Origin of the sequence: Sporanaerobacter sp., assembly GCF_047830725.1 — a bacterium.
Taxonomy (GTDB): Bacteria; Bacillota; Clostridia; order Tissierellales; family Sporanaerobacteraceae; genus Sporanaerobacter.
In genome coordinates this window covers 1,553,186-1,564,902 of the sequence record NZ_CP181252.1, presented here as the reverse complement: position 1 = coordinate 1,564,902, position 11,717 = coordinate 1,553,186, and the positions used below count along the sequence as shown (strand labels likewise).

General features: G+C 31.8%; 14 protein-coding genes. 3 read left to right on the top strand and 11 right to left on the bottom strand.

Annotated features, from left to right (window positions below):
* Positions 1-14: 14 nt before the first annotated feature.
* Entirely contained in the window at positions 15-221 is a 207-nt protein-coding gene (locus ACFWUA_RS07695) for a sulfurtransferase TusA family protein (RefSeq protein ID WP_416197466.1), read from the top strand.
* 1 nt (position 222) lies between these two features.
* The gene (locus ACFWUA_RS07690) at positions 223-459 is read left to right on the top strand and encodes a DUF3343 domain-containing protein (protein WP_416197465.1); all 237 of its coding nucleotides are present in this window, start codon (positions 223-225) and stop codon (positions 457-459) included.
* A gap of 24 nt (positions 460-483) precedes the next feature.
* On the opposite strand, the gene ACFWUA_RS07685 is transcribed toward ACFWUA_RS07690, so the two are convergent.
* From ACFWUA_RS07685 to ACFWUA_RS07675, 3 genes are all read right to left on the bottom strand, one after another.
* Positions 484-1,335, bottom strand: a complete 852-nt coding sequence (locus ACFWUA_RS07685) for an ATP-binding protein (RefSeq protein WP_416197464.1) — start codon at positions 1,333-1,335, stop codon at positions 484-486.
* Complete coding sequence (locus ACFWUA_RS07680; RefSeq protein WP_416197463.1) at positions 1,326-2,156, bottom strand: ATP-binding protein; 831 nt, start codon at positions 2,154-2,156, stop codon at positions 1,326-1,328. The genes ACFWUA_RS07685 and ACFWUA_RS07680 overlap by 10 nt, the downstream gene beginning before the upstream one ends.
* A gap of 149 nt (positions 2,157-2,305) precedes the next feature.
* Positions 2,306-2,461 carry a Spo0E family sporulation regulatory protein-aspartic acid phosphatase gene (locus ACFWUA_RS07675; protein WP_416197462.1) on the bottom strand — a complete coding sequence of 52 codons (156 nt, stop codon included), beginning with the start codon at positions 2,459-2,461 and terminating at the stop codon, positions 2,306-2,308.
* Between the two features lie 142 nt (positions 2,462-2,603).
* On the opposite strand from ACFWUA_RS07675, the gene ACFWUA_RS07670 reads away from it, so the two are divergent.
* Complete coding sequence (locus ACFWUA_RS07670) at positions 2,604-2,984, top strand: helix-turn-helix domain-containing protein (protein WP_416197461.1); 381 nt, start codon at positions 2,604-2,606, stop codon at positions 2,982-2,984.
* Positions 2,985-3,019: 35 nt separating this feature from the next.
* Here the strand turns inward: ACFWUA_RS07670 and ACFWUA_RS07665 are convergent, their stop codons facing one another.
* From ACFWUA_RS07665 to fabD, 8 genes are all read right to left on the bottom strand, one after another.
* Positions 3,020-3,490: an HAD family hydrolase gene (locus ACFWUA_RS07665; RefSeq protein ID WP_416197460.1), complete on the bottom strand. Its 471-nt coding sequence runs from the start codon at positions 3,488-3,490 to the stop codon at positions 3,020-3,022.
* 94 nt (positions 3,491-3,584) lie between these two features.
* A complete protein-coding gene (gene glmS, locus ACFWUA_RS07660; protein ID WP_416197459.1) occupies positions 3,585-5,411 on the bottom strand; it encodes a glutamine--fructose-6-phosphate transaminase (isomerizing) in 1,827 nt (608 codons plus the stop codon).
* 190 nt (positions 5,412-5,601) lie between these two features.
* The gene (glmM, locus tag ACFWUA_RS07655; RefSeq protein ID WP_416197458.1) at positions 5,602-6,963 is read right to left on the bottom strand and encodes a phosphoglucosamine mutase; all 1,362 of its coding nucleotides are present in this window, start codon (positions 6,961-6,963) and stop codon (positions 5,602-5,604) included.
* Between the two features lie 73 nt (positions 6,964-7,036).
* Positions 7,037-8,386, bottom strand: coding sequence for a CCA tRNA nucleotidyltransferase (locus tag ACFWUA_RS07650; protein ID WP_416197457.1), 1,350 nt, complete (start codon positions 8,384-8,386; stop codon positions 7,037-7,039).
* A 109-nt stretch (positions 8,387-8,495) separates the two neighbouring features.
* On the bottom strand, positions 8,496-9,734 hold the full coding sequence (gene fabF, locus ACFWUA_RS07645) for a beta-ketoacyl-ACP synthase II (protein WP_416197456.1): 1,239 nt from the start codon (positions 9,732-9,734) through the stop codon (positions 8,496-8,498).
* 21 nt (positions 9,735-9,755) lie between these two features.
* The gene (gene acpP / locus ACFWUA_RS07640) at positions 9,756-9,992 is read right to left on the bottom strand and encodes an acyl carrier protein (protein ID WP_416197455.1); all 237 of its coding nucleotides are present in this window, start codon (positions 9,990-9,992) and stop codon (positions 9,756-9,758) included.
* A gap of 25 nt (positions 9,993-10,017) precedes the next feature.
* A complete protein-coding gene (gene fabG / locus ACFWUA_RS07635) occupies positions 10,018-10,761 on the bottom strand; it encodes a 3-oxoacyl-[acyl-carrier-protein] reductase (protein ID WP_416197454.1) in 744 nt (247 codons plus the stop codon).
* A gap of 2 nt (positions 10,762-10,763) precedes the next feature.
* Positions 10,764-11,717, bottom strand: coding sequence for an ACP S-malonyltransferase (gene fabD, locus ACFWUA_RS07630; protein WP_416197453.1), 954 nt, complete (start codon positions 11,715-11,717; stop codon positions 10,764-10,766).

Here is an 11,717-nt window from a genome sequence, read left to right as displayed (position 1 = left end):
AGGAGTTGAATGTAATGGAGAAAATAGATGTCAGAGGAATGTCTTGTCCTCAACCTGTACTAATGACTAAAAAAGCAATAGAAAACCGTCCAGAAGGAATAGATATTCTAGTCGATAACAATACTGCAAAAAATAATATCACGAGATTTCTAAAAAATTTAGGATATAAATTAGAATTTAAAAATGAAGAAGATGGCACTTTAATTGTAGTGAGGAAATAATATGAGTGAATATGTAGCAATATTTTTTACCCATTCTGGTGCAATAAAATTTGATCGAAAATTGAAATCATACAATATAGAATGTGAATTGATGCCTGTGCCACGTAAACTTAGCTCTAACTGTGGAATAGGTGCAAAATTTAAATATGACAAAGATATAATAGATTTAATAGATGATGAAATTGAAAAAATATTTATTGTAGATGACAAAGACTATAAACTAGTTTATAGTGAGTAAAAAAGGCTTCCGTTGGAAGCCTTTTTAATTTATATTTTCTTTTATCCTCATCCACATATCTTCAATAGCTTTTTTGGCTATACTTTCATTGTAAAAAGTTATAGGTTTTAACTCATTTATAGATTTCATGACCATATCATCATAAGGAATTTTACCTACTAATTTAAGGTGCTTATCATTTATAAAACTTTCTATTTCTCTACTCATTTCTTCATTTATATCATATTTATTTATGCAAACCATAGTATAAACTCCAAAATGTTCACACAAAGTTACAACTCTCTTTAAATCTTCAAGTCCTGACTTAGTTGGTTCTGTCACAACTAGTACCATATCACTTCCTGTCATAGATGCTATAACAGGACATCCTATTCCAGGAGAACCATCTATTATAGTAAGCTCTTCGTTTTCAGAAAATCTCTTGGCATTTTTACGAAGAAATGATATGAGAAGTCCAGAAGCATCGCTTCCTATGCCCATCTCTGCTCTTGCAATGATACCTTTATCTGTCTGTGTTATAAATGTATCTGCTACTTTCTCATCCTCTAATACTATAGCTTCTTCTGTTGGGCATACCAATGTACATGCACCACATCCTTCACAGGCAAAAGGATCTATTTGAAAATCCTGAATAGCATTAAACCTACAAACTTCCTGACACTTTCCACATTTTATACACTTAGAATCATCAATATTAGCAGTCTTGCCACCATAAAAATCTTTTTTTTCTAAATCCTTGCCTTCATAATACATATAAAAATTCGATGCTTCTACATCACAATCTACTCTCATAACATCTTGAACCAATTCAGATAGTGCCGTAGCAATAGTAGTCTTTCCAGTTCCACCTTTTCCACTCAATACTACTAATTCCATTTCAACACCGCCTTTGACCTATCTACTAACTCTTCAAAGATAGGTTTAAAATTTATATTGTCATATAAAATTTCTCCATTTGAATAAACCCTAGCTATATCCCTTCTATATGGAATACTCCCTATTATATCTATATTCTCTTCTCTTGAATACTCTCTTATTATATTCTCCTTTTCATCATCTTTGTTTATGATTATTCCAAAGGGAATATGAAACATTCTTACAACTTCTACTGCTATCTTTAAATCGTGAAGTCCAAATTTTGTAGGTTCTGTAACCAATATAGCAGAATCTGCATAGTTCAAAGTATTGACTACATTGCAAGATGTACCTGGAGGACAATCTATGATATTATTTTCCCCTGATAAATCTTTTAAAAGTTCCTTAATGATTGGCACTGCCATAGGTTCACCTATATTTAAAACTCCTCTACTGCACTCTATATCTCTAAATTTTCCGCTTTCAATTTTACCTATTTCTCTTTTTTCATAATTTATAGCATCATATTTACAAGCAATTTGGCAGGCACCACAGCTATGGCACAGTTTTTCAAAAAGTACAATATTTTTCTTTACATTTGCAAGAGCATTGAACTGACATACTTCCACACAATCCCCACAAGCAGTACATTTATCATCATCCACAATTGGGTACTCTGTCATCACCTTTTGTATTTTATCTATTTTGGGTTTTAAAAATAAAAAACCATTTGGCTCTTCTACATCACAATCCACATAATTTGACTTTGATGCAAGGGCAAGGTTGGTAGAAACTGTAGTCTTTCCAGTTCCTCCCTTCCCACTGAGAACTGCTATATTCATATTTTTTCCTCCTCTGTACCATTTGTCATAATATATAAACCTGTATTTCTAAATTATCATTTCCAGTTAATATTGGCATATGCTAATTATATTTTAATTCTAGCATTTTCTTTTGTCAAATATTATTTTAGTCATTATTTCTATCAATCCTATGCTTTTTCTCTTTTATCATGTTCTTTATAATACTCATATATATATTTGTCTAATTTTTGACTTATTTTTACTATAATTTCTTTATTTAGATTCATATTCATTGCATTGTTTAAAATATTTCTTGTCATTTCAACTTTATCTTTTTTGTTCACTATCCCCACTCCCTTATAAATAACTACCTATATGATTTTATATTAAATATTTGCTAATTGCAAATACTTAATATATGCAGTTGGCAAATTAAAATGTTGACTAAAATCCGTTAAAGTATATTATAAATAGGGAGTGGAAAAAATGGATGATAATATAAAAATAAATAATGTGGCTATTGGTCAAAGAATGAGAGAAGAAAGATGCAAATTAGGTCTCTCACAAGAAGAACTTGCAGAAATAATAGGTCTTTCAAATTATTATATTGGACAATTAGAGCGAGGAGAAAGACAGATGAGTCTCCCAACATTGGTTAAAATATCCAAATGTTTGCATGTATCTTTGGATTATTTAGTATTAGGAAATAATTTATGTGCTGTTGGTTCTGTAAAAGAATCCTCTGATATTTATATTTCATCTAGCAATAAAGATACAGAATTGGAAAATTTATTAAAGAAATGCTCTCCAAAAGAACTAGAACTTTTCAAAAAACTCATGAAAACTGTTCTTCCTTATATGAAATAAAAAAGGCTTCCAATGGAAGGAAGTTTTTTGAATTTTTAATTTCTCATTGTTGCTTTTAGCCTGTGAGGTTTTAATATCAATTGAATTGCATCTATTATATTATTCACCACGATATCAGCAGAAATTAGTGCTTTGGAAAAACAGCCTTCGCTTCCCACAACCGCTATAGAAAGTCCACTTTTCTGAAACATTTCTATATCATTTCTTCCATTTCCTATAGAAACTGTTTTATCTTTTCCTATTTTCTCAACAAACTTTCTCTTATGTATAGTTGCCTCTTCTCCGTCAAAAACTTCAATTTCTATTGGAAGATGCTCGCACTGATTTCTCACAGTTCCATTGGTATCTGCAGTTAATACATAAACTTTTATACCTTTACTTACTAATTCTAAAACTAGTTCTCCTACCCCTTCAATCAAAATTCCATCTTCAGCTATTGTTCCATTGTAATCAAATACTACATTTTCTATTTCTATATTTTTATATCCTGGTATATGAACTTTCATCTTTTTCACTTCCTCAATTATTTTTATTTTAACTGCAAAAATAAAGGTGGCAAAGCAAATGCCCTTGTGCCACCTTTATTTCCCGGGAAATTGTTTATTCTACTGTGACTGATTTTGCTAGATTTCTTGGTTTATCTACATCACAGCCTCTTTCTGTTGCTACATAATATGCAAGAAGTTGCAATGGTATGACAGCTAATGGAGCTGTAAGTTCATCTATTGCTGATGGTATATATATGATAAAATCAGCTATATCTTCAATCTCAATATTTCCTTCTTTAGCTAAAGCTATAGTATAAGCTCCTCTAGCTTTTACTTCCTTTATATTGCTAATCATTTTATCATATAGAAAATCTTGAGTAGCTAGAGCTAAAACAGGAGTATTTTCTTCTATTAAAGCCAATGTACCATGTTTCAATTCTCCAGCTGCCATTGCTTCTGAATGAATATATGACACTTCTTTTAACTTTAAGCTTCCTTCCATAGCTAAATAATAGTCAAGTCCTCTACCTATATAGAATATGTCACTACTTTTGGATATATGAGAAGCAGCACTCTTGATATTAGATTGACTTTCAAGAATTTTTTCTATCTTTTTAGGAAGAACTTTTAGTTCTTCCAATACCTTTTTATACTCAAATTCATCTATAGCTCCTTTCATATCTGCCATATAAAGGGCAATTAAAGCTAAAGATACAACTTGAGTTGTATAGGCTTTAGTTGAAGCTACTGCTATTTCTGGACCAGCCCAAGTATAAAATACATAGTCAGCTTCTCTTGATATAGAACTTCCGACTACATTACACACTGCAAGTACCTTTGCTTTCTTTTCTTTTGCCAATCTCAATGCAGCTAAAGTATCTGCTGTTTCTCCAGATTGGCTTATAACTATCATAAGTGTTTTTTCATCTATAAATGGATTGTTGTATCTAAATTCTGATGCTATATCTGTCAAGACAGGTATTCTTGCATATTTTTCTATAAGTGTTTTCCCTACAAGTCCTGCATGATATGCAGTCCCACAGGCAACTATATATATTTTTTCAATATTTTTTATATCTTCACTTTTTATATCTATATCATCCAATTTGATTTTTCCATTATCGTCTATCCTAGGCATCAATGTATCTTTAATTGCCTTTGGTTGTTCAAATATTTCTTTTATCATAAAGTGGTCATAGCCACCTTTTTTAGCTTCATCTATATCCCATGTAACTTTATAAACTTCCTTTTGAATAGGATTTCCTTCAAAATCCATAATGAATACATTGTCTTTAGTGATTTCAGCCATTTCACCATTTTCTAAAATATATATATCCCTTGTCCAATCTATAACTGCAGGGATATCTGAAGCAATGAAATTTTCTCCTTCTCCAAGACCTATAATGAGTGGACTATCTTTTCTTACAGCTATAAGCTTATCTTTTTCATCTAATGATAAAACTCCAAGTGCAAAAGCTCCTTTAAGTTTTTCTATTGTCTTAATAACTGCTTTCTTTAAGTCTCCATCATAGTACATGTCTATTAAATAAGGAATGACTTCTGTATCTGTTTCTGATATAAAGCTATATCCATTTTTCTTTAGTTCATCTTTTATTTCCAAATAGTTTTCAATGATTCCATTGTGAACTACTGCAATATTTCCTTTATGATTTACATGAGGATGTGAATTTATATCTGAAGGTTCCCCATGAGTAGCCCACCTAGTATGACCTATTCCTACATGGCTATCTATTGAAAATTCTTCTAATTTTTCTTCTAAATTTTTTAGTCTTCCTTTACATTTAACTACTTTCATTTTATCTTTATCTACAACAGCTACTCCTGCTGAATCATATCCTCTATATTCTAATTTTTCTAATCCTCGAATTAATACGTCTATAGCTTTTTTATCACCTATATATCCCACTATTCCACACATTTTGATTACCTCCAAAATAAGTAAGATTACCACTTGGCCTTTTTTGTCCCTACAATCACTCATAGGTTTTGTAAAGCCATATGGATAGTGGCATACCCCAGGGCATCCGCCGAAGACTTCGATAAACCCTGTCCTCGTCAACTTGAAAAAACTCAAGTTCGGGCGCTTTAGATTATATTTTTTCACTTCATTATAGAGCTAATGAATTATCGCCTAATCTCTCTTCTATTAAATTTGCAAGCTCAGTTGCTACATCTAATATTCCTTTATCATCTTTTGCTTCTATCATGACACGTACTAAAGGTTCTGTTCCTGATGGTCTTATGACAACTCTTCCTTCTCCATGAAATCTTTCTTCTATCTTTTCTATTTCATTTTTTATTATTTCATCTTCTAAATAAGAATACTTTAATTCACTCTTAACTTTTGCATTGACAAGAACTTGTGGAAAACTAGTCATTATGCTACTCAATTGAGACAATTTCTTTCCAGTCTCTTTCACCACAGAAATAAGTTGCAATGCTGTTAAAAGTCCATCTCCAGTAGTATTGTGTTCTAAAAATATTATATGGCCTGATTGTTCTCCGCCTAATATATATCCGTTTTTTAACATTTCTTCAATTACATACCTATCACCAACTTTTGTTTTAACTACATTCATATCATTTTCTTTTAAATATACATCAAGACCCATATTTGTCATAACTGTTCCAACTATTGTGTTTTTAACTAAATTTCCTTTTTCTTTAAGCTGTGTTCCACAGATAGCTAATATATGGTCTCCATCTACAATATTTCCACATTCATCGACAGCTATAAGTCTATCAGCATCCCCATCAAAAGATAATCCTATATCTGCATTTGTTTTCAATACTAAATCCTTAACCATATCTGGATTTGTAGAACCACAATTTACATTTATATTTACTCCATTTGGCTCATTATTTATAACAACTATTTCAGCATTTAATTCTTTAAGTAGTTTTGGAGCTATTTCATATACTGCACCATTTCCACAATCTACTGCAATTTTCAATCCACTAAAATCTGTTTTTATGCTTTTCTTTAAATGATCCATATAATCTCTTGCTCCATTATCTACTATAATTCTTTTCCCTATTTCTCCAGCTATTGGTCTATATTCTATGTCCTCTGGAGCAAAAATAAATTTTTCTATTTTTTCCTCAACATCATCATTTAATTTATAGCCCCTTTCATTGAAAAATTTAATTCCATTATATTCTACTGGATTGTGAGAAGCAGAAATAACTATTCCACTTATTGCATTGTACTTTCTTGTCAAATAAGCTACTGCAGGAGTAGGAACTATTCCAACACTTATCACATCTAATCCTACAGAACAAATTCCAGCAATCAATGCAGCTTCAAGCATATCTCCTGATTTTCTTGTATCTCTTCCCACTACTATTTGACCACTTTTCCCATTGGAAAGAACAAAAGCTCCTGCTCTTCCTATTTTAAAAGCCAATTCTGGAGTCAGCTCATCATTTGCTATACCCCTTACTCCATCTGTTCCAAATAATTTCCCCATCTAAATTCCTCCTTGTAAAAAATATAACACTAATATAATAGCATATACTTTTTTTATAAACAATTTTTAATTTCTATATTTTCGCATCAATAGGATATTTTTTTAATACTAATTCCTTCAATTTATCTGTCTCATTGAATTCAGGCTTTTCCATCACTTTTTCTAATAGATATTCAAGCATCTCACCAATTTCTGGTCCTTCTATATATCCCATTTTTAACAAGTCTTCACCATTTATAGCAAGATGTTTTATTTCATAAGCTTCATTTCTAGATAAAATTTCTTTCACTTTATTTTCCATGTCTAAAATACTTTCAATTGATGCATCTTTGTTAGAACATATTCTATCTGATTTTTGCAATAAAAAAAGATCATCAATATTCTCTTTGCCTACTCTTCTTATGAGCCTTTTTAGTCCTTTGTCTTTAAATGTACCATGATGTGTCATATGATTTTCAATAAGTATAAATACATCTTCTATCATTTTTTTAGGAAATTTAAGTCTTTCTAATGCCTTTTTTGCAATTTCTGCTCCCACCTTGTCATGACCATAAAAATGCCCTACTCCTTCCTCGTCTACTGAAAAAGTATAAGGTTTTCCAGCATCATGAAAAAGAGCTGCAAGCCTTACTTTGAGTATTGATGGAGTATTGTCTACTACACATAATATATGATTATAAACATCTTTCTCATGATGAGGATTTTTTTGATCAAATCCAATTGTTGGAATTAATTCAGGAAGTACAATCTCAAATATTCCTATTTTTCTCATAACTTCCAATCCAATTGAAGGCTTATCGCTCATAAGTATTTTAACAAATTCTTGATTTATTCTCTCCATACTTACCTGAGAAATTTTTTCTCCATATTTTTTACATGCAAGAAAAGTTTCTTCTTCTATTTTAAAATCTAATACCGTAGAAAATCTCACAGCTCTAAGAATTCTTAAATAATCTTCCATAAATCTCTCATAAGGATTTCCTACACATCTTATTAATTTTTTGTGTATATCTTCCATGCCTCCAAAGGGATCTACTAAACCTTTATATTTATTATATGCTATAGAGTTTATAGTGAAATCTCTTCTAGATAAATCCTCTTCAATTGTAGAAACAAACTTTAGCCATTTAGGTCTTCTGCCATCTACATATTCGCCTTCAGTTCTAAAAGTTGTGACCTCAACACTAGCATTGTCAAGATGAATAATTATAGTTCCAAATTGTTTCCCTACATCAATAGTTTTCTTATCTTTAAATACTTCTTCTATTTCTTCAGGAAGTGCATTGGTGACTACATCAAAGTCATTTGGTATTTTCTCAAGAAGTATATCTCTTATACATCCTCCTACAATATAGGCTTCATACCCTTTTTCTTCTAATCTATCTATTACAAATTGTACATATAGCGGTATATTGATTTCCATTTTATCACTCCAAACTTTATGATATTTCAAGTATATCATAGTATTTGGAAGAGACAAATATTATATGCAAAAAGGCTTTGATTCAATTCAAAGCCTTTTATAAAACTATTTATCTTTCATATTTCTTTAAAAGTATAGTAGCATTGTGTCCCCCAAATCCCAATGAATTTGACAATGCATATTTTATCTCTCTTTTTACAGCCTTGTTTGGAGTATAATCAAGGTCGCATTCTGGATCAGGTGTTTCGTAATTTATAGTCGGAGGTATAATACCTTCTTCTATAGCAAGAACTGTTGCTATTGCCTCTATTCCACCTGCTGCTCCTAAAAGGTGACCTGTCATAGATTTTGTTGAACTGATGGCAAGTTTATATGCATGACCCTTAAATACCTTTTTAATTGCAAGAGTTTCTAGTTTGTCATTGTAATAAGTGCTAGTTCCATGAGCATTTATATAATCAACTTTATCAAAATCAAGATTTGCTTCTTCTAGTGCAAGTCTCATTGCCTCTGCCGCCCCTTTTGCCTCAGGATCTGGTGCAGTAATATGATATGCATCAGAGGTTGCTCCATACCCAATTACTTCTCCATATATATGAGCATTTCTCTTTAATGCATGTTCTAACTCTTCAAGCACTATTATTCCTGCTCCTTCTCCTATAACAAAGCCATCTCTATCCTTATCAAAAGGTCTACTTGCCTTTTCAGGTTCTTCATTTCTTGTAGAAAGTGCCTTCATTGAACAAAATCCTGCCACAGCTATAGGACTTACTGCCGCTTCGCTACCTCCTGTAATTATCACATCAGAAACACCTTTTTGTATCATTCTAAAAGATTCTCCTATTGCATGAGTTCCTGATGCACAAGCTGTAGTAATAGTAAAACTTGGCCCTTTGAAACCATACATCATGGTTATTTGACCTGGTCCCATATTTGATATCATCATAGGAATAAAAAATGGACTTACTCTTCTAGGACCCTTTTCCATAAGCTTTGTATGTTCTGCTTCCAATGTTTCTATGCCACCTACTCCAGAACCTAAAATGACACCAACTCTTTCTTTATCAATATCATCTAAATTGAGTTCACTATCTTCCAATGCCAACTTAGTAGCTGCAACTGCAAATTGAGCAAATTTATCCATACGTTTTGCTTCTTTTTTATCCATATATTCTTCTGGTTGAAAATCTTTTACTTCAGCTCCAATTTTACTTGTATAGCCTTCTGTATCAAAGTTTGTTATATAGGATATCCCAGATTTACCTTCTATAAGGGAATTCCAATAATTTTCCTTTCCAATTCCTATTGACGTTATAGGGCCTAATCCCGTTATAACTACTCTTCTCAATTGTATTACCTCCAAATGTTTTTAGGCTATTTTTGATTCAACATACTCCACTATATCTTTTATATTTTTGAACTTTTCTGCATCCTCTTCAGGAATTTCTATATCAAACTCATCTTCTATACCCATCATTACTTCTACTGCATCTAATGAATCTGCCTCTAAATCATTCATAATTGACAACTCAGGTTTTATACTTTCTACCTCTTCTATTTCTAATTGTTCAGCTATAATTCCTCTGATTTTTTCAAATATATCCATTTTAAATTCCTCCTTTAAATTTAATTTACATCAACATTCCACCATCAACATTTATTACTTGACCAGTAATATAATCTGCCTTTTCACTACATAAAAATGCGACTACATTGGCAACATCTTCAGGCTTCCCAGCTCTTTTAAGTGGTATACTATTTATCATTTCATCCTTTATCTTATCATTTAAAATATTTGTCATATCAGTTTCCACAAATCCTGGTGCTACTGCATTTACATTTATACCACGACTACCTAATTCTTTAGCTATAGATTTAGTAAAACCAATAACTCCAGCTTTAGAAGCACTGTAGTTGCCTTGACCTGCATTTCCAGATATGCCTACTACTGAAGCAATATTTACAATCTTTCCAGACTTCTTCTTTAGCATACCTCTTGCAACGGCCTTAGTACATAGATATACTCCCCTTAAATTCGTATTTATAACATCATCCCATTCTTCTGATTTCATCCTCAAGAGGAGATTATCTTTTGTAATTCCTGCATTGTTTACAAGTACATCCACTAATCCAAACTCATTATTTACTATTTCAATCATATCATTTACGTCTTTTTCATGTGACACATCAGCCTTTATTGCTAGACCTTTTACATTGTTTTTTTCTACTTCAGCTATCACCTCCTTTGCATTAGCTTCATTGCTTATATATGTTATAACTATGTTGGCACCTTGCTTAGAAAGTTCTATGGCAATAGCTCTACCTATACCTCTGGACCCTCCAGTTATCAATGCTGTTTTACCTTTTAAATCCAATTTTATACCTCCTTGTCAAAAAAATCGCATACTTTTTCAAATCCACTTATATCACTTACACTAAAAGTATTTACTTCTTTGTTGGCAGTTTTTGCTATTCTCTTGACAAATCCAGTAAGACTTTTCCCAGGTCCAATTTCAATAAAAGTATCTACTCCATTATCTAGCATAGTGCTTACTGAATCACACCATAGTACTGAATTGCTAACTTGACGAACTAAGCTAGGAACAACTTCATTTTTGTCAGTAAGAGGTTTTGCATCTACATTTGTCACAACCACTTCTTTTAAATCATTTATCTTAATTTTACTCAATTCTTCTTTCAATTTTTCACCAGCAGGCTTAAGCAAACTAGAATGAAATGGAGCACTTACTGGCAACAATACAACTTTCTTTGCACCTAGTTTTTTAGCTTCTTCTGCAGCTAATTTCACTGCTTCAATCTCTCCAGAAATAACTATTTGTTCTGGACTATTATAATTAGCTATTTCCACTATCCCATATTTATTTACACCATGTATAGCCTCTAATACTTTTTCCTTTTCTAATCCCAATATAGCTGCCATTCCACCCTTTCCAATTGGTACAGCTTCTTGCATATATTTACCTCTCTTTTTTACTAGAGGAACCGCTTCACCAAAATTCATAGCTTCAGCACTAACCAATGCAGTATATTCACCTAAACTAAGTCCTGCTGTATAGTCACAGTGTATTCCTCTTTCTTCAAGAGCTTTCAATATAGCAACACTTGTTGTAAGTATTGCTGGCTGAGTATTTTCTGTTTTAATTAATTCTTCATCTGGTCCTTCAAAACAAATCTTTTTTATATCCATTCCTAAACTGTCATTTGCTTCTTCATATACCTCTTTTGAAGTAGAAAAATTCTCATAGAAGTCTTTGCCCATGCCTACAAATTGAGCCCCTTGACCTGGAAAAATAAAAGCTATTTTTCCCAT

Excerpts from the sequence above, each read along its gene's own strand:
- ACFWUA_RS07695 (WP_416197466.1), top strand. The coding sequence starts at position 15 with ATGGAGAAAATAGATGTCAGAGGAATGTCTTGTCCTCAACCTGTACTA.
- ACFWUA_RS07690 (WP_416197465.1), top strand. The coding sequence starts at position 223 with ATGAGTGAATATGTAGCAATATTTTTTACCCATTCTGGTGCAATAAAA.
- ACFWUA_RS07685 (WP_416197464.1), bottom strand. The coding sequence starts at position 1,335 with ATGGAATTAGTAGTATTGAGTGGAAAAGGTGGAACTGGAAAGACTACT.
- ACFWUA_RS07680 (WP_416197463.1), bottom strand. The coding sequence starts at position 2,156 with ATGAATATAGCAGTTCTCAGTGGGAAGGGAGGAACTGGAAAGACTACA.
- ACFWUA_RS07670 (WP_416197461.1), top strand. The coding sequence starts at position 2,604 with ATGGATGATAATATAAAAATAAATAATGTGGCTATTGGTCAAAGAATG.
- ACFWUA_RS07665 (WP_416197460.1), bottom strand. The coding sequence starts at position 3,490 with ATGAAAGTTCATATACCAGGATATAAAAATATAGAAATAGAAAATGTA.
- glmS (WP_416197459.1), bottom strand. The coding sequence starts at position 5,411 with ATGTGTGGAATAGTGGGATATATAGGTGATAAAAAAGCTATAGACGTA.
- glmM (WP_416197458.1), bottom strand. The coding sequence starts at position 6,963 with ATGGGGAAATTATTTGGAACAGATGGAGTAAGGGGTATAGCAAATGAT.
- ACFWUA_RS07650 (WP_416197457.1), bottom strand. The coding sequence starts at position 8,386 with ATGGAAATCAATATACCGCTATATGTACAATTTGTAATAGATAGATTA.
- acpP (WP_416197455.1), bottom strand. The coding sequence starts at position 9,992 with ATGGATATATTTGAAAAAATCAGAGGAATTATAGCTGAACAATTAGAA.
- fabD (WP_416197453.1), bottom strand. The coding sequence starts at position 11,717 with ATGGGAAAAATAGCTTTTATTTTTCCAGGTCAAGGGGCTCAATTTGTA.